Source organism: Streptomyces sp. NPDC059866 (genome assembly GCF_042731325.1).
Classification (GTDB): Bacteria; Actinomycetota; Actinomycetes; order Streptomycetales; family Streptomycetaceae; genus Streptomyces; species Streptomyces flavusporus.
Genome location: NZ_JBHWJT010000015.1, coordinates 207677 through 227700, shown reverse-complemented (window position 1 = coordinate 227700; position 20024 = coordinate 207677). Strand labels below are relative to the sequence as shown.

The window sequence follows — 20024 nt, the reverse complement described above, 5'->3', positions numbered from 1 at the left end:
GCTTCTGCATCCACTGCGGTCACAGACCCGTGACTCAGGTCGTCGCTTATCTCCTATTTATGCGTCCCGTTGCGTGCTTCAGGTACTGGGGGAAGGAGACGGCGACGGCGTCACCGACGTACTCACGGACGTGCTCGGCGCCGGACTCACCGGCGCACCGCCCCCGCCGCCACCGCTCAGCAGCAGCGCCACCGCGGACAACCCCGCCGCCGCCATCGCGGCCACCAGCAGCGCCGTCACCAGCCGGTCCCGCGAGGAGCGTTGGGCACGGGACGGTGCCGGCGGCGTACGACCGGTCTCCCGGAAGGCCCGCAGCATCCGCTCCGCCTGCGCCGCGTCCAGCCGTCGCTGTGGATCGCGCTCCAGCAGTCCCTGTACGACGGGCAGGAGCGGGCCCGTCCGCGCGGGCGGCCGGATCTCGTCGGACAGGACGGCGTGCAGGATGCCGCCCAACGAGTCGCGATGGAACGGCGAGCTGCCGCTGACCGCCGTGCACAGCAGCACGCCGAGCGACCACAGGTCGGAGGCCGGACCGGTGCCGGACCCCGAGATCCGCTCGGGCGCGGTGTATTCGGGCGAGCCCACGAAGGAGCCCGACTCGGTGAGGGTGCTGACGCCCTCGACCTGGGCGACGCCGAAGTCGGTGAGGACGACCCGGCCGGTGCCGGACTCGATGAGGACGTTCGCCGGTTTCAGGTCGCGGTGCAGAACGCCGGCCGCGTGGACGGCACGCAGGGCGCCGAGCAGGGCGATGCCGATCCGGGCGGCCTCGTACGCGTCGACCGGGCCGTGTCCGGCGATGCGGTCGGCGAGGGAGACGCCGTCGATCAACTCCAGGACGATGTAAGGGCGTTCGTCGTCCTCGACGACGTCATGGACGACGATGACGTGCGGATGGCGCAGCTGGGCAAGCGCCCGTGCCTCGCGCAGTGTGCCCTCGCGCCGGGACCGGGCCTCGGCGGCCGAGCGGGAGTCGTCCTGGGCGATCTCCTTGACGGCCACCTGCCGGCCGAGCAGCTCGTCGGTGGCCTGCCAGACGACGCTCATGCCGCCGCGCCCGAGCCTCGCCCGAAGCCGGTACCGGCCTGCGATGATTCGCCCGCCCTCCCCCTCGCTGCCCATGCGCCCATCATGCCCCGCCGGAGGCGGTCCTTCCGGGAGGAGGCGACGGGGTTGGCCGACAAACGCCCCCCAGGCAGCCGGGGCCTGTCAGGGCCTCAGGAGGAGCCCGGCCGCCAGCTCCGCAGCACCGCGTCGAACTGTTTGCGGATTTTCTTCCAGTCCTCCGCCGGCCCGGACATGTAGATCGCGTACTCGACGCCGTCCCGGGCGATGTACATCTGGTCGATCGCCCGCCGCGGGCCTACGTGGACACCTGGGTCGCTCTCCAGCGCGGTCCAGGTGTACTCCCACAGGGCGCCCTTGCGATCCCGGTAGGGGTTCTCCTCCATGGTCACCCGGTTGTAGTCGACCAGCCCCTGGATCTGCTCCTCCAGATCGCGCTGGTGCTCGATCGGGTCGTCGAAGTCCGGGGAGGTGTCGACGGCGATGCGGATGAAGCGGATGCCGCCGTCCGGCGTGTAGTCGATCTGCGTGAGGTCGCCGTTGACGCCGTGCACCTTCCGTGTCCAGTCCTTGCTGGGCACGGAGAGACCGAAACCCACCGGGTCGTCGACCCGCACCCAGCTCGTGGGGCTGGGGTTTGCACTCGTCGGCGAGTTGGTGGCGCGGTTCTGGCTGCGGCCCGCGTCCCATTTCTGCAGCCCCACCGCAGCGCCCCCGCCGACCAGGGCCGTGAGGGCGACCACGAGGGCCAGGGTGCGCAGCCGGCGCCGTCCGGCCGAAGCAGGGGCCGGGGCCGGGGCAAGGGCGGTCGGCCCGGAGTGGACCTGGGTGGCCTGGCCGACCGGGCGGGTGTCCGTGTGCCGGACCGTCGGCTCGTACACCTCCGTCACCTGCGGTCGCCGTCCCTCGGCCACCTCGGCGAGCAGCCGCTCGGCCTCGGCCGAGTCGGGCCGTGCGGCCGGTTCCTTGCGCAGGAGTGCGGTGATGACGGGCTCGAGCGGGCCGGCGTACCGGGGTTCGGCGGGCTGCTCCTCCACGACGGCCTGCATGGTGGACAGCGGGGAGGTGCGGCGGAACGGCGACCTGCCCTCCACCGCCGTGTACAGCGTCGCGCCGAGCGCCCACAGGTCTGCGGCGGGTCCCGGATCGTGTCCGCGGACGCGTTCGGGGGCGAGGTAGTCGACGGATCCGACGACCTCTCCCGTACGCGTGATGGTGCTGTCGCCCTCGATCTGGGCGATGCCGAAGTCGGTGAGCAGGACGCGGCCGTCGTCGCCGAGGAGGACGTTGCCGGGCTTGACGTCGCGGTGCAGGACGCCGGCGGAGTGCGCGGCGCGCAGGGCACGCAGCACCCACACGCCGATCCGGGCGGCCTCGGTCGCCTCGACGCGGCCGTCCTGCTTGACCGCGTCGGCGAGTGAGCGGCCCTCGACCAGCTCCATCACGATCCACGGCCGGGCGTCGTGATCGAGCACGTCGTGCACGGTGACGACCGCGGAGTGGTTGATCCGCGCCGCCGCGCGCGCCTCCGCCCGGGTGCGGGCGAGGAGCCGCTCCTGGTCGCTCTCGGAGACGAAGTGCGCGGCGGTCAACTCCTTGATCGCGACGACCCGGTGCAGCACCTCGTCATGGGCGCGCCACACCCGGCCCATGCCACCGCTGCCGATGGCGTCGGTGAGCCGGTAGCGGCCCCCGAGGAGCAGGCCCTGCATCTGATTCACGTTTCCCCGCAATGTTCTTGACAGGGTCAGCGTAAGGACCGGTCCGCGAACGGGGAACCACCGGGGGCCTCAAGGAGACAGCACTGTGACGGTTGTCGCTTTCGGGGACGGGAGGGAACCGCGTACCACGCGCGCTGCTCAGCCGGTGGACCGGTAGGTCGCCGCCGCCTGCTCGAAGAGCCGGGTCACCTCGTCCCGTTCGGCCTCCGGACCGCGGAGCTGCACCACGTGGTAGCGGTCGTCGATCAGGATCGCGAGGTTGCGCACGAACAGCTCGCGCCCGTCCTCGTCGGCCCAGGTGAACTGGCCCTCGGCCATGGTCCGCCCGCCCACCTCGATGGTCTTCAGGCCGGTGGAGGTGGCCCAGCTCGACTCGCGGTACGGCCGCAACTCCGGCTCCCGCTCGCGCTGGTACGCCATCGGATCGCTGCCGTACTCGTCCGCGCCGTCCCGGCCCGCCACGACGATCAGCTCGAAGTCGCCCTTGCCGTACACGACCTGGCCGCTGCCGTTCTCCGGGGTGCGCTGCCAGCCATCGGCGACGGCGACGCGGAAGCCCTCCGGGTCCGTACGCAGCGTGAAGCCGTCGACGACGTCGGGGGCGTCGGTCTGGGTCTCGGTGTCGGTGGAGCCGGCCGACTCCGCGGGACCGTCGGACGCGTTCTGGTCGGGCCGTGGCTCACTGCTCGCGTCCGGCGTCTGTGCGGGCGCCTGGTCGACCTGGCCGGCGGCTCCGGTGCGGTCGGCGCCGTCCGCGCCACGGCCGGTCTCGTCGGCCTTCGGCATGAACAGCATGGCGTACGCGATCGCGCCGGCCAGCGCGAGCAGCACCAGCAGAAGCAGGGTGCGGCCCAGACTGCGCGGCGAGCGGGCCTTCGGCCTGTCCCGCTTGTGCCGCCCGTGCGGCGCGGGCAGCCCGGCGCGCCGTCGGCGCACCAGCTCACCCTTGCGGCGCACGATCGGCAGCCGGCTCGCGTCGGGCGGCGGCGCGGCGACGACATGCACCCCGGCCTCCGGCTCGGGCGCGGAGCGCACCAGCGAGCGCAGCCAGCCGCGCAGTTCCTCGAAGTCGAGGCGCTCGGTGGGATCCTGGCGCAGCAGCGACTCCACGACCGGCCGCAGTGGTCCGCACTCCTCCGCGAACGCCGGCGGCTCGGCACACACCATCTGCACCAGCTCGGCCGTCGACTCCTCCGGGTACGGCGCATGCCCCTGTACGGCCCTGAAGAGCAGCGCCCCCAGCGCCCACAGGTCGGTCGCGGGTCCGATGGGCGGCGCCAACTGCCAGTTCTCGTGCACCGGCCCCGCCTGCTCGGGCGCCCACCGTTCCGTCACCGGCCCGACCACGGCCATCCGCGCCTGCCGCGCCCGCTCGGCGGCCAGGGCGGTGGCCGGTCCCCGCCGCGGAGCGGGCGTCCCGGCAACGAGGTCGTCCCAACGGCTGGGCGGCGGGGCATCGGCGGCGGGCCCTGCGGGCGGGAGAGCGGTACGAGCCGGCTGGGTTTCCTGACCTGGGACCGGCCCGATCTGCGTGTGCCCGTTGGCGCCGGCCGCACCGCGGGGTGCGGCGCCGTGCCAGGGCGTGGCACGTACGCCGTAGGGGTCGGCGATCTGGCCGGGCGGCGTGCCGTCAGGCGTGCGCTGCGGGCCGGGTCCGGGGGCATACGGCGCCTCGACCACGTCGCCCTCGGACCGGGCCCCGGGCAGCGCCGGCCGGTTCTGCTGCACGGCTGGACCGGAGGCGTACGGCGACTGCGCCACGCCGCCCTCGGCCGCCGGACGCGCCCCGGGCAACGCCGCCCGCCCGCTCTGTTGCGTCTCCTGGACCTGGGCCGCCGCCCGCGCCCCGGCGCGATAAGCGGCGATCGCCCCGGCTCGCGCGGCTCGGACGTCCCCGCCGGTCTCCTGCGCCCTGCGGGCGGGCACGGCCGAGCCCCCCGCCCCGGGGGCCCCGTCCGCACCCGGCACCGGTAGCCCTCCGGCCGCCCGCGCCTCGATGGCGGCACGCCGGGCGGCCTCGGGGTCCCCGCCACCGAAGCCACCGGGCCCAGCAGCCCCACGGGACTCCCCGGACGCACCGGCACCGGCATCGCCCCCAGGAACTCCCCCGTCGTACATCCACGCCGGCACGGGGTCGTACCCGCACAGCGCCTCCTCCGCCGCCCCGACCGCCAGGCCGGTCAGCATGACGCGGCCGTCGTCGCAGACGAGGATCGTGCGGGCGGTGATGTTCCGGTGGACCCAGCCATGCGCATGCAGCACCCGAAGCGCCATCAGCACATCGGACGCGACCTCGGCCGCCCGGTACGGCGTCAACGGCTGCTCCGCCAGCAGAGCCGCCAGCGGCCGGGCCGCCACCAACTCGCTGACGATCCACAGCGAACCGCCCTCGGCGAACACGTCGAAGACCTGGTCGAGCCGCGGATGGTCGGGGATCCGGGCCGCCGCCTGCGCGGCCTGCACCGCCCGCCGAACCGCCGGATCGGTCGGCCGCCGAGCCCCCGTACGCGCCGCCGGCCCTCGCCGCGCCCCGCGGTCCCGTGCCGTGAAACCCTCCGGCAGCCCCTCCGCGTCGAGCACCTCCGCCTCGACGACCTCTGGCAACGGCACCTGCCTGACCAGGACTTCCTGCCCGCTGTAGGTGTCGAAGGCCCGGGTCTCGGTGAGTTCGTACTCATCGGACGGCGGCAGCGGCAGGCGGTAGCGGTCGGCGAGCACCCGGCCCGCATAGTCGTCCACATTGCCTCCCCCGGCCGCCCGGCTGGTCAATTCCGTTCGTCTGGCGTCCCGTTCCGGATGCGTACGGTTCGCAAGCACTCACGATACGTGCCGGAGGCAACCCGCACAGAGCGGACGGGAGATCTCACATCCCCAACCCGCATGCCGCCCCGATCACTTCTTCGGTTCAAAGGTCTTCGTCAGCGTCCGCCAGGTGGTCCGGCGCAGTTCGCCGTCCCATGCCGCGGCCTTCGCCGTGTACATCAGTGCGTAGCCCTGCTGGTCGTTCACCACGAACCCGCGGTCGATCGTCCGGTACTTCGTTCCCCCGTCGACATAGGTGAACTCCCAGTCGGCCGTGTTCCAGTCGCGGTAGTCCACCTTCTCGATGCGGATCCGGTCGTACTGCGAGCGCGTCATGTAGCGCTCCTGGTTCTTCCAGTCCGCGACGGGGTCGTCCTGCGGTGTGGAGGTCCAGGCGACGAGCAGCTTCTGCCCGTTCGGTCCGGTGAAGCGGTCGCCGGCCGCGTCCGACGACTGGTACTTCCATCCCTTGGGCAACCCGATGGAGTAGCCCTGGCCGCCCTGGTACGTCGACACCGCCGAAGTGCCGCCGGAGGAGTCCGAGGCGTCGGAGCCGTCCCCTGAGTCCTCGTCACCTTCGGCGCCCGCACCGCCGCTTGCGCTCGGCGTGTTGTCCGGTGTGGCGCCCCCCGTCGCCGACTGCGTCGCCTCCGGGTCCGTACGGACCCCGCCGTCGTCGTCCGTCTTGGTGTCGGCGCTTCTGCTCGCCCCGGCGACGGCCTTGTTGCCACCGCTGCCGGCTCCGTCGGACCCCTTGTCGTCCCCGCCGAGCGAGACGGCCAGCACGATGCCGAGCACGACGACCAGCACGGCCACCGCGATGATGACCAGCGTCCGCCGGGGCACCACGTCGGTGAGCGGCGCCCTGGGTGCGGGCCGCGGCGGCAGGTCGGGCGGCGTCATCACGGGCCACCCCGAACTCCGGCCGCCGGAACCGGCGTTCCCGCCCTGCGTGCCCTGGGTGGCCTTCGTCGTCTGCTCACCGGCGTCGGACGACGCGGCCGGGGAAGCGGTCACGGGCGCGCCGGCCTCCGCCGATGCGGAGCTCGTGGTCTTCGTACGGGCCGAGGTGGCCGCACCCGCCGCGGCCTTGCGCGCCGAGCGCAACGCCCCGCGCAGCCGATCAGCCGCCTCCTTACCACCGGCCCCCGCCGAACTTCCCTGCGTCGCGGGCGGCTGCGGCGGCAGCGGAACGACCTTCGTCGCGTCGGCCGGCTCGGCCGTCTTCGGCTCGGGCGCGTGGATGACCGCGTTGAGCATCGCGCGGGCACCCGCGTCGTCGAGCCGCTCGGCGGGGTCCTTGGTGAGCAGTCCGTGGATGACGTCCTTGAGGGGTCCGGCGTTCTTCGGCTCCTCCAGCGGCTCGGTCATCACCGCGGTGAGGGTCGCGATCGCGGAGCCCTTGTCGTACGGCGGCACGCCCTCGACCGCCGCGTACAGCAGACCGCCGAGCGACCACAGGTCGGCGGCCGGACCGGGCTTGTGTCCGCGGGCGCGCTCGGGCGAGATGTAGGAGGGGGCGCCGACGAGCATGCCGGTGGAGGTGATGGACGGGTCGCCCTCGACCTGGGCGATGCCGAAGTCGGTGAGCACGACCCGGCCGTCGTCGGCGATCAGTACGTTCGACGGCTTCACGTCGCGGTGCAGGATGCCCTCGCGGTGCGCCGAGCGCAGTACGTCGAGGATGGCGAGGCCGACCTCGGCGGCACGCTTCGGTTCGAGGAGGCCGTCCTCACGGATGGCCTCGGCAAGGGACTTGCCCTCGACGAGTTCCATCACGATCCACGGCCGGTCGTCCTCCTCGACCACGTCGAAGACCGTCACCGCGCTGTTGTTGCGGATCCGCGCAATGGCCTTGGCCTCGCGCAGCGTGCGCGTGATCAGCCGGCGCTTCTCCTCCTCGTCGATGTTCGACGGGAACCGCAGCTCCTTGACGGCGACCGTCCGGCCGAGCGTCTCGTCCTCGGCGCGCCACACCGTACCCATGCCGCCGCGGCCCAGTACTTCACCCAGCCGGTACCGCCCCGCGAGAAGACGCTCGCTCTTGTCCTGACGAGTGTCCTGACGGGATGTCCCCGCCCGCTCCGCCTCCGACATGCGTCCCCTCATGCAACCCGCCCTGACAGAGCTTCCATTGTCCCTCACCCGACAAGTGCCCGACGCCCAGGGTGCCCCTCCCGACGCTGTCGTCCCTTTACAGCGGCACGATGTCCGGCGCCCCCAGCCGCGCCGCGTCCGCCGTCAGGTCGTCCGGCTGGCGCTGCGACTCCCGCTCCGCCTCCACCCGCTTGTTGTAGTGCTCGATCTCCCGCTCGATGTGGTCCTTGTCCCAGCCGAGCACCGGCGCCATCAGCTCGGCGGCCTCACGGGCGCTGCGGGTGCCCCGGTCGAAGGTCTCGATGGAGATGCGGGTGCGCCGGGTCAGTACGTCGTCCAGGTGCCGCGCGCCCTCGTGCGAGGCGGCGTACACGACCTCGGCGCGCAGATAGTCGTCCGCCGCGTGCAGGGGCTCGCCCAGCGAGGTGTCGGCGGCGATGAGCTCGAGCAACTCCTCGGCCAGCGACCCGTACCGGTTCAGCAGGTGCTCGACGCGCACCACATGGAGTCCGGTGCGCGCGGCGATCCGGGCCCGCGCGTTCCACAGCGCCGGGTACCCCTCGGCGCCGAGCAGGGGGACGTCCTCGGTGACGCACTCGGCGACCCGCAGGTCGAGCCCGTGCACGGCCTCGTCGACCGCGTCCTTGGCCATCACGCGGTACGTCGTGTACTTACCGCCCGCCACCACGACCAGCCCCGGCACGGGATGCGCGACGGTGTGCTCGCGGGACAGCTTGCTGGTGGCGTCCGACTCGCCGGCGAGCAGCGGCCGGAGTCCCGCGTACACGCCCTCGACGTCGTCGCGTGTGAGCGGCACCGCCAGCACCGAGTTCACACGCTCCAGCAGATAGTCGATGTCGGCGCTGGACGCGGCCGGGTGCGCCTTGTCGAGGTCCCAGTCGGTGTCGGTGGTGCCGATGATCCAGTGCCGGCCCCAGGGGATGACGAACAGCACGGACTTCTCGGTACGCAGGATCAGGCCGGTGGTGGAGTGGATCCGGTCCTTGGGCACGACCAGGTGGATGCCCTTGGACGCCCGGACGTGGAACTGCCCCCGCTCCCCCACCATCGCCTGGGTGTCGTCGGTCCACACGCCGGTGGCATTGACGATCTGCTTGGCCCGGACCTCGTACTCCCCGCCCGCCTCGACGTCCTGCACCCGGGCGCCGACGACGCGCTCGCCCTCGCGCAGAAATCCGGTCACGCGCGCGCGGTTGGCGACTTTCGCGCCGTACGACGCCGCCGTACGCACGAGTGTGGCGACGTAACGGGCGTCGTCCATCTGGGCGTCGTAGTACTGCAGGGCTCCGACCAGCGCCTCCTTCTTCAGGGCGGGGGCGATGCGCAGGGCGTGACGGCGGCTCAGGTGGCGGTGCAGGGGCAGGCCCCGGCCGTGGGTGCGGGCCATCGACATGACGTCGTAGAGCAGGACACCCGAACCGGCGTACAGGCGCTCCCAGCCCTTGTACTGCAGCGGGTACAGGAACGGCACCGGTTTCACCAGATGCGGAGCCAGCCGCGACACCAACAGCCCGCGTTCCTTCAGTGCCTCCCGGACGAGCGCGAAATCGAGCATCTCCAGATACCGCAGGCCGCCGTGGATCAGTTTGCTGGACCTGCTCGACGTGCCCGACGCCCAGTCACGCGCCTCGACCAGACCCGTGGACAGCCCGCGTGTCACGGCGTCCAGCGCGGTGCCCGCGCCGACCACGCCACCGCCCACGACCAGCACATCCAGTTCCCGCTCGGCCATTGCCGCGAGTGACTCGGCCCGCTGCGCCGGCCCCAGTGTCCCTGTCCTCACCACTGCCTCCCGCTGATCGCCCGACCCGTATCCCCATGCCCAGATTCTGACCGGGTTGCCCGACTTCAGCCACCACGCACCTCAGCCTGTGGACAACACTCGCGGAAACGCGCCCGATCAATCCAGCAAATCGGTCATATTTACTCCTAGTGTGACATTGCGCTGCGTCCTGAACTGTCCACAGGGCTTGCGCACCTGTCCCGCTTCGGTTACTGGGAAGGACGGCCCACGCCATGCCCGCAGATCTCGCCGTCATCGGACTCGGCCCGCTCGGCCTGCCGCTGGCCCAGGCCGCCGTCGCCGCCGGCATCCCCACCGTCGGCTACAAAACCGGCCCGGAGCCCGGCTCGCTCAGCCCCGCCGAACTGCGCCGGATGCTCTCGGGGGGCTTCCGGCACGCCGCGGGACCGGCCGAGCTCGGCCGGGTGCGCACCGCGGTCATCTGCGCACCGGCGCCCAGGAGCGCGGACGGCGGGCTCGACCTGAGCCAGGTGGAGATGGCCGCCCACATCCTGGCACCACGGCTGCGCCCGCACACCACGGTCATCCTGGAGTCGCCCGTATCCCCGGGGACGACGGAGGAATTCCTGCGCCCGCTCCTCGAGGAGGGCTCGGGCCTGCGCGCGGGCCGCGACTTCCACCTCGCCTACTCACCCAGTCGGGTCGACCCCGGCAACCGCGACTTCACCCCGGCCGGCACCCCGAAGGTCATCGGCGGCCTCACCCCGGCCTGCACGGAGTCGGCCGCCACCTTCTACAGCCGGCTCACCGACAAGGTGGTACGCGCGCGTGGACTCCGCGAAGCCGAGACCGTGCAGCTCCTGGAGACCAACTACCGGCATGTCAACATCGCTCTGGTCAACGAGATGGCCGTCCTGTGCCACGACCTGGGCGTCGACCTGTGGGACGTCATCCGCTGCGCGGAGACCAAGCCGTTCGGCTTCCAGGCCTTCCGCCCCGGCCCCGGCGTCGGCGGCCACGCCGTTCCACAGGACCTGACCGGCCGCTCGGGCCGCGGGCTGCGCATGGTGGAGCTGGCCCAGCAGGTCAACAGCCGGATGCCCCGCTACGTCGTCCAGCGCGCCGCCACCCTCCTCAACGAGCACGGCAAATCGGCCCGCGGCGCGCGCGTGCTGCTGCTCGGCGTCACCTACAAGCCCGACCTCGCCGACCAGCAGGGCACCCCGGCGCAGGAGATCGCGGTCCGCCTGATGGAGCTCGGCGCCGCCGTCAGCTACCACGACCCGCACATCCCGTCCTGGAGCGTCCTCGACCGCCCGGTCCCGCGCGCGGACTCCCTCTACGAGGCCGCGGCCGACGCCGACCTGACGATCCTCCTCCAGCAGCACCGGACGTACGACCTGCAGGGCCTGTCGGTGAAGGCCCAGCTCCTGCTGGACACGCGGGGGGCCACGCCTACGGGGGCGGCGCATCGGTTGTGAAGGGGGCGCGTGGGATGCGCGAGCCTCTGAGGCTGTGGCGTGCGGCATTCTGCGCCTGTAACCGTACGGAACAGGTGGAGCCCACCGCAGGTGGCGCTGCGGCAGGCTCCAAGATGGTTCACGGAGTGTCCACCCCTGGGTGTTGTAGGGGTGGACACTCACCATCCGAAAATCCGCAAGATCCACCTCCTTCGGCACTTCACCATCCAAAGACGGATCCGATCCCAGCGGGTGGGCTTGCGGTGGCGGCCCATAGGCGCCCCCCCCCACCACAAAACACGCCCCACCAGCCCACTTGGGCACACGAAAGGGGCCCGGCCACACCCCCGTCGGGTGAACCGAGCCCCTCCGCTCAGGCCGAGCGCAGCGTCACCGCCGATGCTGCGAGTCCGCCACCGTCACCTCGACCCGCTGGAACTCCTTCAGCTCGCTGTAGCCGGTCGTGGCCATGGCCCGCCGCAGCGCACCGAAGAAGTTCATCGAACCGTCGGGCGTGTGCGACGGCCCGGTGAGGATCTCCTCTATGGTCCCGACCGTGCCGAGGTCGACCTTCTTGCCGCGCGGCAGCTCCTCGTTGACGGCCTCCATGCCCCAGTGGTGGCCCTTGCCGGGGCCGTCCGTCGCGCGCGCGAGGGGGGAGCCCATCATCACCGCGTCGGCGCCGCAGGCGATCGCCTTGGGCAGGTCGCCGGACCAGCCGACGCCGCCGTCCGCGATCACGTGCACATACCGCCCGCCGGACTCGTCCATGTAGTCCCGGCGGGCCGCCGCCACGTCGGCCACCGCGGTGGCCATCGGCACCTGGATGCCCAGGACGTTGCGCGTGGTGTGCGCGGCGCCGCCGCCGAAGCCGACCAGGACGCCGGCCGCGCCGGTGCGCATGAGGTGCAGGGCCGCGGTGTAGGTGGCGCAGCCGCCGACGATCACCGGGACGTCGAGCTCGTAGATGAACTGCTTCAGGTTCAGCGGCTCGTGCGAGGACGAGACGTGCTCCGCGGAGACCGTCGTACCGCGGATGACGAAGATGTCCACGCCCGCGTCCACCACGGCCTTGGAGAACTGGGCCGTGCGCTGCGGGGAGAGCGCGGCGGCGGTGACCACGCCGGAGTCGCGCACCTCCTTGATGCGCTGCCCGATCAGCTCCTCCTTGATGGGAGCGGCGTAGATCTCCTGCAGGCGACGCGTCGCGGCCTCGACCGGCAGACCGACGATCTCGTCGAGCAGCGGCTGCGGGTCCTCGTACCGCGTCCACAGGCCTTCGAGGTTCAGCACGCCGAGGCCGCCGAGCTCGCCGATGCGGATCGCCGCGGCCGGCGAGACGACCGAGTCCATGGGGGCTGCCAGGAAGGGCAGCTCGAAGCGGTAGGCGTCGATCTGCCAGGCGATCGAGACCTCCTTCGGGTCCCGCGTACGGCGGCTGGGGACGACGGCGATGTCGTCGAAGGCGTACGCCCGGCGGCCGCGCTTGCCGCGCCCGATCTCGATCTCAGTCACTTGTGAGGCCTTTCCCTGATGCGTTGCAGCGCCTTCCAGTATCCCCGACAGGTACGACAAGGGCGGCCCCGGAGCACCCGGTGCCGCCCTTGGACGTGCTTCACGCGCGCGTGCGCCTCACTTACGGCTGTAGTTCGGCGCCTCGACGGTCATCTGGATGTCGTGCGGGTGGCTCTCCTTCAGGCCCGCCGAGGTGATCCGGACGAACCGGCCCCGCTCCTGCAGCGCGCGCACGTCCCTGCCGCCGACGTAGAACATCGACTGGCGCAGACCGCCCACCAGCTGGTGGACGACGGAGGACAGCGGGCCGCGATAGGGCACCTGGCCCTCGATGCCCTCGGGGACCAGCTGCTCGTCGGAGGCGACGCCCTCCTGGAAGTAGCGGTCCTTGGAGAACGACTTGCGGTCGCCGCGGGTCTGCATCGCGCCGAGCGACCCCATGCCGCGGTACGACTTGAACTGCTTGCCGTTGATGAACATCAGCTCGCCCGGCGACTCCTCGCAGCCCGCGAGCAGCGAGCCCAGCATCACCGTGTCGGCGCCCGCGACCAGGGCCTTGGCGATGTCGCCGGAGTACTGCAGACCACCGTCGCCGATCACCGGAACGCCGGCGTCCTTGGCGGCGAGCGCGGCCTCGTAGATGGCCGTGACCTGCGGGACGCCCACGCCGGCGACCACGCGGGTGGTGCAGATGGAGCCGGGGCCGACACCGACCTTGATGCCGTCCACACCGGAGTCGATCAGTGCCTGGGCGCCGTCGCGGGTGGCGACGTTGCCGCCGATGACATCGACGCCGGACGAGTTCGACTTGATCTTGGCGACCATGTCGCCGACCAGCCGGGAGTGGCCGTGCGCGGTGTCGACGACGATGAAGTCGACGCCCGCCTCGATCAGGGCCTGGGCGCGCTCGAAGGCGTCGCCCGCGACACCGACCGCCGCGCCGACGAGCAGGCGGCCCTCGGCGTCCTTGGCGGCGTTCGGGTACTTCTCGGCCTTGACGAAGTCCTTGACCGTGATCAGGCCCTTGAGGACACCCGCGTCGTCGACCAGCGGCAGCTTCTCGATCTTGTGCCGGCGCAGCAGTTCCATGGCGTCCGTGCCGGAGATGCCGACCTTGCCGGTGACCAGCGGCATCGGCGTCATGACCTCGCGTACCCGGCGGGAGCGGTCGGTCTCGAAGGCCATGTCGCGGTTGGTGACTATGCCGAGCAGCTTGCCGGCCGGGTCGGTGACCGGGACGCCGCTGATCCGGAACTTGCCGCAGATCGCGTCGGCCTCGGCGAGCGTGGCGTCCGGGTTGATGGTGATCGGGTCGGTGACCATCCCGGACTCGGAGCGCTTGACCAGGTCGACCTGGTTGGCCTGGTCCTCGATGGACAGGTTGCGGTGCAGCACACCGACGCCGCCCTGGCGGGCCATCGCGATCGCCATGCGCGACTCGGTGACCTTGTCCATGGCGGCGGACAGCAGCGGGATGTTGACCCGCACGTTCTTGGAGACGTACGAGGCGGTGTCGATCTCGTCGGGTGCCATGTCCGACGGGCCCGGCAGCAGCAGCACGTCGTCGTAGGTCAGCCCGAGTGTCGCGAATTTCCCGGGCACTCCGTCGACGTTGGCAGTCATGACACCTTCCCCAAATGGCCTTGATCGGTGCGGATGTCCATGCTAACGGGAAGCATGGCTCTCTCATTCCACGGTTCTGGGCCGCCGCGGGCTTCGTATGTTCGTACGGAACCGAGCGGAAGCCTGTTCATCCGTGGCCGGCTTCACTGCTCGGCCAGGGCCCTCAGCCTGCTCAGCGCCCTGTGCTGGGCCACCCGGACCGCGCCGGGTGACATTCCCAACATCTGTCCAGTCTCCTCCGCCGTGAGACCCACGGCGATGCGGAGCAGGATCAGTTCGCGCTGGTTCTCCGGGAGGTTGGCCAGCAGTTTCTTGGCCCACGCGGCGTCGCTGCTGAGCAGCGCCCGCTCCTCCGGGCCCAGCGAGTCGTCCGGACGCTCCGGCATCTCGTCGGACGGGACCGCCGTCGAGCCGGGGTGCCGCATCGCGGCCCGCTGCAGGTCGGCGACCTTGTGGGCGGCGATGGCGAAGACGAAGGCCTCGAAGGGGCGCCCGGTGTCCCGGTAGCGCGGCAGGGCGAGGAGGACGGCCACACAGACCTCCTGGGCCAGGTCCTCGACGAAATGGCGCGCATCACCCGGGAGGCGGGACAGCCGGGTGCGGCAGTAGCGCAGGGCCAGTGGGTGGACATGGGCGAGCAGATCGTGCGTGGCCTGCTCGTCCCCGTCGACCGCGCGGTGGACAAGCGCACCGATCGCCCCTTGGGCAGTGGCCGCCTCGTCGTCACGCATCGGTCCATGGTGCCCTGCGGCCGGGTACTCCGCGGCACCGCCTCCGTTGTTGTGCACCGAAGCGTTATGAGCAGGTGCGCTGGAACTCATCCCCTGCGCCCTCCCCTTCCGCTCGACCGACTCGTCCCCGAGGAACTCCACACCTCAAGGATGCGGCATCCGCGCCGAAACGAGCAGCGGCCACCGAACAGCCTGCCGATCCGACCGTCCACCACCGCGCCCCGCCAGGGGACGCCAGGGGCGCGAGCAGTATCGAAATGCGGCTCCGCCGCATGGCTGCGCCCCGCCACAGACGCCCCGCAGCCAACAGAGACCCGCAGCCCACAACGACGACCTGCAGCCCGCAGACGACCAGCGGCCCGCAGATGACCAGCAGCCCGCAGACGACCCGCGGCCCGCAGATGAGTCGCACCCCACAACCCGCAGCTCACGAAGAACGACCCGCAGCCCGTAACCGCCCGACCCAGCGGAGCGCTACCGCACCAGACCCCACCGGAACCCGAGCGCCACCGCATGCGCCCGGTCCGAGGCACCGAGCTTCTTGAAGAGGCGGCGGGCGTGGGTCTTGACGGTGTCCTCGGAGAGGAACAGCTCGCGGCCGATCTCGGCGTTGGAGCGGCCGTGGCTCATGCCTTCGAGCACCTGGATCTCGCGCGCGGTGAGCGTGGGCGCGGCGCCCATCTCGGCGGAGCGCAGCCGGCGCGGGGCGAGCCGCCAGGTGGGGTCGGCGAGGGCCTGTGTGACGGTGGCGCGCAGCTCGGCGCGCGAGGCGTCCTTGTGCAGGTAGCCGCGGGCGCCGGCGGCGACCGCGAGGGCCACGCCGTCCAGGTCCTCGGCGACGGTGAGCATGATGATGCGCGCACCGGGGTCGGCGGACAGCAGCCGCCGCACGGTCTCGACGCCGCCCAGACCGGGCATGCGCACATCCATGAGAATGAGGTCCGAGCGGTCGGCACCCCAGCGGCGGAGGACTTCCTCGCCGTTGGCCGCCGTCGTCACGCGCTCGACACCGGGCACGGTCGCGACCGCGCGGCGGAGCGCCTCTCGGGCAAGCGGGGAGTCGTCGCAGACGAGGACGGAAGTCATGGCCGCCCTCCGCAGCTGATGCGCGTCACCTTGAGCCTCCAGGCTGGTACGAAATCGTCACCTGTGCGGTCGACCGTCTCGGACGCCTGCCCGAGCGCTTGTGTTTTCAACCGCCTCCGCACTCTCAACGACGGTCACTCGAAAGAGTTACGGGGCTGTGTGCCGTCTTCGGCACTCTACGTGAGGGGGCGGACACGCGGCAGGCGCGCGCAGTGGACCCTCAACGTTTCACCACAACCATGCCCCATTTAGCCCTATTTCTTCCCATTCACTGGTGTCTGAGACTAGATTCGCAATGAGTCATATTTTCATCTCCTTAGATCGTAGTTGTACGGTCGTGGGCACTGTATCCACCCAGAACGGCTACAAGGGGTCACGCAATGGCAGATTTCTCCCGCCTTCCCGGACCGAACGCGGACCTGTGGGACTGGCAGCTCCTGGCTGCTTGCCGCGGGGTGGACAGCTCGCTCTTCTTCCATCCGGAGGGCGAGCGCGGGGCGGCTCGGAGCGCTCGCGAGAACTCGGCCAAAGAGGTCTGCATGAGGTGCCCGGTCCGCGCGGAGTGCGCGGCGCATGCGCTGGCGGTACGCGAGCCGTACGGCGTGTGGGGCGGGTTGACCGAGGACGAGCGCGAGGAGCTCATGGGACGGGCACGGCACCGGCTGGTGTCGGCGTCGACGGCCGACGGAAGCACCGCCACGAGCAACTGAACATCTGAAGGAACGTTTCTGCAGGAGGACCCGCGCCCACGTGCCCACACTTTTGACCCGATGTACGCCACGCCCAGGGGGGCTCAGCGCGCCGCCGCGCGCGTCAACTCGTCCAGCGTTGCCACCACCGCCGGCACCTGAGCCAGGTCGGGCAGCGTGAGGGCGACGATCTCCCGCCGTACCGCCGGCTCCAATGTCACCGCACGCGCCCCCCGCGGCCGTACCGACTCGATCGCGAGCTGGGGCAGCACGGCGACCCCCAGACCCGCGCCGACCAGGCCGACAACCGCCGGATAGTCGTCGGTGGCGAAGTCGATCCGGGGGGTGAAGCCCGCCCCCTCGCACACCTCGATCAGCTGACCGCGACAGCGTGGGCAGCCCGCGATCCACGGTTCCTCGGCGAGTTCGCCGATGGCGACGGACTCCGCGCGCGCGAGCCGGTGCCGCTCGGGCACCAGCCCCACCAGCCGGTCGCTCAGCAGCGGCCGTACCACCAGGTCGTCCCACTCCTCGGCGCCCGCCGCTCCCTCGTAGCGGAAGGCGAGCGCGATGTCGCAGTCGCCCTCGCGCAGCAGCTCGACGGACTTCGGCGGCTCGGCCTCCTCCAGGGAGACCCGGGTGCCGGGGTGCGCGGCGCGCAGGGCGGCGAGGGCGCTCGGGACGAGAGTGGAGCTGCCGCTGGGGAAGGAGACGAGCCGGACCCGCCCGGCGCGCAGGCCGGCGATCGCGGCGACCTCCTCCTCGGCCGCGGTGAGCCCGGCGAGGATGCCCGAGGCGTGCCGTACGAGCGCCTCGCCGGCCTGGGTGAGGCGCATCTCGCGGCCGCTGCGGACCAGCAGCGGTGTGCCGACGGAGGCCTCCAGGGCCTTCATCTGCTGACTGACGGCGGGCTGGGTGCAGCCCAGTTCGCGCCCCGCCGCCGAGAAGGAGCCGGTGGTGGCGACGGCGCGCAGGACGCGCAGATGACGGGCCTCGATCACCCTTCGAGGATAAGCGAGACTTTGATACGACGCCGAATACTGAGTCGACTCTTTGACGGCGGGTCGCCTACCGTGCGCTCATGAAGCTTCTCTCAGTCAACCTGGGCCGTCCGAAGGCCGTGCCGTACACGGACAGTCCGGAGGGCCTGACCGGCATCGACAAGCAGCCTGTGGAGGGGCCGGTGCGGGTGGCGGCGCCCGGCCCCAAGGGCATCGGCGGGAGCGGGCTGGCCGGGGATGCGGTGTGCAAGAGAGAGCACCACGGGGGCAACGACCAGGCCGTGTACGCGGTGGCGCGCGAGGATCTGGACGACTGGGAGCGCGAGCTCGGGCGACCGCTCGCCAACGGGTCGTTCGGCGAGAACCTCACCACTGAGGGCCTCGATGTGTCCGGCGCGCTGATCGGCGAGCGCTGGCGCATCGGTGCCGGGGTGGTGCTGGAGGTCTCCAGCGGGCGGATCCCGTGCCGCACCTTCCAGGGGCACCTGGGCGAGAAGCGGTGGGTGAAGCGGTTCACGGAGAAGGGGGCGTCGGGTGCGTACCTGCGGGTGATCGAGCCGGGCGAGATCCGTGCCGGGGACCGGGTCGAGATCGTCCACCGTCCTGACCACGACGTGACGGTCGCCCTGCAGTTCCGGGCGGTCACCACCGAGCGGGAGCTGCTGCCCCGGCTGCTCGTGGCGGGGACGGCGCTGCATCCGGAGACGCTGGCGGCGGCGCGCAAGTACGTGGAGCAGCACCCTTCCTGACGGATCATCATGGACGGTGTCCCCCGCAGGGGCCCTGAGCCGTCCTCACCCGCCCGCCACGCACGGAATCTTCACCTCCGGGTCACTACTCTTGGTCCATGACAACGGCTCTGATTACGGGATCGACCGCGGGAATCGGCGCCGCGTTCGCGCGGCGGCTGGCGGCTGACGGGCACAACCTGGTTCTGGTGGCCCGGGACACCAAGCGGCTCGGCGAGCAGGCCACCGAATTGCACGACCGGCACGGCATCGAGGCGGAGGTGCTGACGGCGGACCTGGCGACGGACGACGGCATCGAGACGGTCACCGCCCGGCTGGGCGACCGCAAGAACCCCGTCGACCTGCTGATCAACAACGCCGGCTTCGGCAACAAGGGCCGCTTCCTCGATGTCTCCATGGCCGACGAGCTGAAGATGCTCAAGGTGCACTGCGAGGCGGTGCTGCGGCTGACGTCGGCGGCGGCGGAGGCGATGCAGGAGCGCGGGCGCGGCGGTGTCGTCAACGTCGCCTCGGTCGCGGCGTTTCTGCCGCGCGGGACGTACGGCGCGTCGAAGGCGTGGGTCGTGCAGTTCACCCAGGGCGTGGCGCGCGATCTGGAGGGCAGCGGAGTGCGGTTGATGGCGCTGTGCCCCGGGTTCGTGCGGACGGAGTTCCATGAGCGCGCCGGGATGGGGATGGACAACATCCCGGGCTGGATGTGGCTCGACGCCGACAAGCTCGTGGCGGCGGCGCTTTCGGATCTGGCCCGGGGGAAGTCGGTGTCGATTCCGGATCCGCGGTACAAGGCGCTGATGGGGTTGGTGAAGGTGGCGCCCCGGGGGCTGCTCGGAGGGGTCAGTTCCCGGACGGGGCGGAAGTACGGGCCGCAGTAGCGGTCCGTGACAGGACTCCGTGGGGGGAGTCCGTAGGACAATGGAGCTGTTCAACCGGACCAGGGGGGCCGGGAGGTGGCTCCATGACATTCGTGCAGGTCATCGACTGCAAGACCAGTCGGTTCGACGAGATGAACCGGCTGATGGACACCTGGGTCGAGCAGACCAAGGGGAAGCGGACGGCGACGCACAGTGTGATCGGGAAGGACCGGTCCGACGCGTCGCATGTCATCGAGATCGTGGAATTCCCGTCGTACGAGGAGGCGATGCGGAATTCCACTCTGCCGGAGACCGATCGGATCTTCCGGGAGATGGTCGCCCTGTGCGACGAGATGCCGACGTTCACCGATCTGGACGTGGTGCGCGACGAGCAGTTGTACGCGGCGACCGTGCGGCGGTTCTTCGAGGTGATCGCCACGAAGGGTGAGCTGCCGCCGCTGAACGCCGTGATGGCGGAGCACTATCACGAGCACAATCCCGCGGATGAGCAGGACGTCCTCGGGATGGACCACGTCCGGCGCGAGTTGGACGAGTGGCGGGCGGCCTTCGACTTCGAGTTCAGCATCGAGGATCTCATCGCGCAGGGCGACCGGGTGTGCGCGCGGTGGTTCTGGAAGGGCACCCACAAGGGCGACTTCCTGGGGATCCCGGCCACCGGGAAGCAGGTCTCCATGACGGGGACGACCATCTTCCGGTGCGGCGGGGACGGAAAGCTCGCCGAGGGCTGGTGGGAGTACGACCGGATGGGGCTGATGACGCAGCTGGGCGCGTTCGAGGAGTTGGAACGGTAGGCGGCACGGCAACGCGCGGGGCCCGGCGCCCCCTCACCGAGGGGACGCCGGGCCCTT

At 71.3% G+C, this 20024-nt stretch carries 15 protein-coding genes; 5 read left to right on the top strand and 10 right to left on the bottom strand.

All coding sequences use genetic code 11. The features are described from left to right. Positions 1 to 78: 78 nt before the first annotated feature. From ACFV7R_RS24265 to ACFV7R_RS24245, 5 genes are all read right to left on the bottom strand, one after another. Positions 79 to 1122 (bottom strand): serine/threonine-protein kinase, encoded by a 1044-nt coding sequence (locus ACFV7R_RS24265; RefSeq protein WP_385266780.1) that lies wholly within the window; start codon positions 1120 to 1122, stop codon positions 79 to 81. A gap of 95 nt (positions 1123 to 1217) precedes the next feature. Beyond that, on the bottom strand, positions 1218 to 2777 hold the full coding sequence (locus ACFV7R_RS24260) for a serine/threonine-protein kinase (RefSeq protein WP_385266830.1): 1560 nt from the start codon (positions 2775 to 2777) through the stop codon (positions 1218 to 1220). Between the two features lie 147 nt (positions 2778 to 2924). Continuing rightward, the gene (locus ACFV7R_RS24255) at positions 2925 to 5525 is read right to left on the bottom strand and encodes a protein kinase (protein ID WP_385266777.1); all 2601 of its coding nucleotides are present in this window, start codon (positions 5523 to 5525) and stop codon (positions 2925 to 2927) included. 153 nt (positions 5526 to 5678) lie between these two features. Beyond that, positions 5679 to 7685, bottom strand: a complete 2007-nt coding sequence (locus tag ACFV7R_RS24250; RefSeq protein WP_385266827.1) for a protein kinase — start codon at positions 7683 to 7685, stop codon at positions 5679 to 5681. Between the two features lie 97 nt (positions 7686 to 7782). Further along, positions 7783 to 9489: a glycerol-3-phosphate dehydrogenase/oxidase gene (locus ACFV7R_RS24245; RefSeq protein WP_385266774.1), complete on the bottom strand. Its 1707-nt coding sequence runs from the start codon at positions 9487 to 9489 to the stop codon at positions 7783 to 7785. A gap of 233 nt (positions 9490 to 9722) precedes the next feature. Between ACFV7R_RS24245 and ACFV7R_RS24240 the strand changes: the two genes are divergently transcribed. Next, entirely contained in the window at positions 9723 to 10931 is a 1209-nt protein-coding gene (locus ACFV7R_RS24240) for a nucleotide sugar dehydrogenase (protein WP_385266771.1), read from the top strand. Between the two features lie 369 nt (positions 10932 to 11300). Here the strand turns inward: ACFV7R_RS24240 and ACFV7R_RS24235 are convergent, their stop codons facing one another. The 4 genes from ACFV7R_RS24235 to ACFV7R_RS24220 form a co-directional block, all read right to left on the bottom strand. Further along, positions 11301 to 12425 (bottom strand): GuaB3 family IMP dehydrogenase-related protein, encoded by a 1125-nt coding sequence (locus ACFV7R_RS24235; protein ID WP_129799228.1) that lies wholly within the window; start codon positions 12423 to 12425, stop codon positions 11301 to 11303. Between the two features lie 117 nt (positions 12426 to 12542). Continuing rightward, on the bottom strand, positions 12543 to 14048 hold the full coding sequence (gene guaB, locus ACFV7R_RS24230) for an IMP dehydrogenase (protein ID WP_385266768.1): 1506 nt from the start codon (positions 14046 to 14048) through the stop codon (positions 12543 to 12545). Positions 14049 to 14191: 143 nt separating this feature from the next. Further along, complete coding sequence (locus ACFV7R_RS24225; RefSeq protein ID WP_129799230.1) at positions 14192 to 14779, bottom strand: sigma-70 family RNA polymerase sigma factor; 588 nt, start codon at positions 14777 to 14779, stop codon at positions 14192 to 14194. 474 nt (positions 14780 to 15253) lie between these two features. Further along, entirely contained in the window at positions 15254 to 15865 is a 612-nt protein-coding gene (locus ACFV7R_RS24220) for a response regulator transcription factor (RefSeq protein WP_003948568.1), read from the bottom strand. A 380-nt stretch (positions 15866 to 16245) separates the two neighbouring features. On the opposite strand from ACFV7R_RS24220, the gene ACFV7R_RS24215 reads away from it, so the two are divergent. Next, positions 16246 to 16575, top strand: coding sequence for a WhiB family transcriptional regulator (locus ACFV7R_RS24215; protein WP_129799231.1), 330 nt, complete (start codon positions 16246 to 16248; stop codon positions 16573 to 16575). Positions 16576 to 16658: 83 nt separating this feature from the next. Here ACFV7R_RS24215 and ACFV7R_RS24210 read toward each other — a convergent pair whose 3' ends face one another. Beyond that, positions 16659 to 17555: a LysR family transcriptional regulator gene (locus ACFV7R_RS24210; protein WP_385266764.1), complete on the bottom strand. Its 897-nt coding sequence runs from the start codon at positions 17553 to 17555 to the stop codon at positions 16659 to 16661. 80 nt (positions 17556 to 17635) lie between these two features. Between ACFV7R_RS24210 and ACFV7R_RS24205 the strand changes: the two genes are divergently transcribed. The 3 genes from ACFV7R_RS24205 to ACFV7R_RS24195 all read left to right on the top strand — a co-directional run bounded on the left by ACFV7R_RS24205 (position 17636) and on the right by ACFV7R_RS24195 (position 19967). After that, positions 17636 to 18304, top strand: coding sequence for an MOSC domain-containing protein (locus ACFV7R_RS24205; protein WP_385266761.1), 669 nt, complete (start codon positions 17636 to 17638; stop codon positions 18302 to 18304). 98 nt (positions 18305 to 18402) lie between these two features. After that, on the top strand, positions 18403 to 19176 hold the full coding sequence (locus ACFV7R_RS24200; protein ID WP_385266758.1) for an SDR family NAD(P)-dependent oxidoreductase: 774 nt from the start codon (positions 18403 to 18405) through the stop codon (positions 19174 to 19176). Positions 19177 to 19259: 83 nt separating this feature from the next. Beyond that, complete coding sequence (locus ACFV7R_RS24195) at positions 19260 to 19967, top strand: ester cyclase (protein WP_129799235.1); 708 nt, start codon at positions 19260 to 19262, stop codon at positions 19965 to 19967. Positions 19968 to 20024 lie beyond the last annotated feature (57 nt).

Bases quoted from the DNA above. Each gene is read 5' to 3' on its own strand.
- ACFV7R_RS24265 (WP_385266780.1), bottom strand. From the start codon at position 1,122: ATGGGCAGCGAGGGGGAGGGCGGGCGAATCATCGCAGGCCGGTACCGG.
- ACFV7R_RS24225 (WP_129799230.1), bottom strand. From the start codon at position 14,779: ATGCGTGACGACGAGGCGGCCACTGCCCAAGGGGCGATCGGTGCGCTT.
- ACFV7R_RS24220 (WP_003948568.1), bottom strand. From the start codon at position 15,865: ATGACTTCCGTCCTCGTCTGCGACGACTCCCCGCTTGCCCGAGAGGCG.
- ACFV7R_RS24195 (WP_129799235.1), top strand. From the start codon at position 19,260: ATGACATTCGTGCAGGTCATCGACTGCAAGACCAGTCGGTTCGACGAG.
- ACFV7R_RS24215 (WP_129799231.1), top strand. From the start codon at position 16,246: ATGGCAGATTTCTCCCGCCTTCCCGGACCGAACGCGGACCTGTGGGAC.
- ACFV7R_RS24205 (WP_385266761.1), top strand. From the start codon at position 17,636: ATGAAGCTTCTCTCAGTCAACCTGGGCCGTCCGAAGGCCGTGCCGTAC.
- ACFV7R_RS24260 (WP_385266830.1), bottom strand. From the start codon at position 2,777: ATGCAGGGCCTGCTCCTCGGGGGCCGCTACCGGCTCACCGACGCCATC.
- guaB (WP_385266768.1), bottom strand. From the start codon at position 14,048: ATGACTGCCAACGTCGACGGAGTGCCCGGGAAATTCGCGACACTCGGG.
- ACFV7R_RS24250 (WP_385266827.1), bottom strand. From the start codon at position 7,685: ATGTCGGAGGCGGAGCGGGCGGGGACATCCCGTCAGGACACTCGTCAG.
- ACFV7R_RS24240 (WP_385266771.1), top strand. From the start codon at position 9,723: ATGCCCGCAGATCTCGCCGTCATCGGACTCGGCCCGCTCGGCCTGCCG.
- ACFV7R_RS24200 (WP_385266758.1), top strand. From the start codon at position 18,403: ATGACAACGGCTCTGATTACGGGATCGACCGCGGGAATCGGCGCCGCG.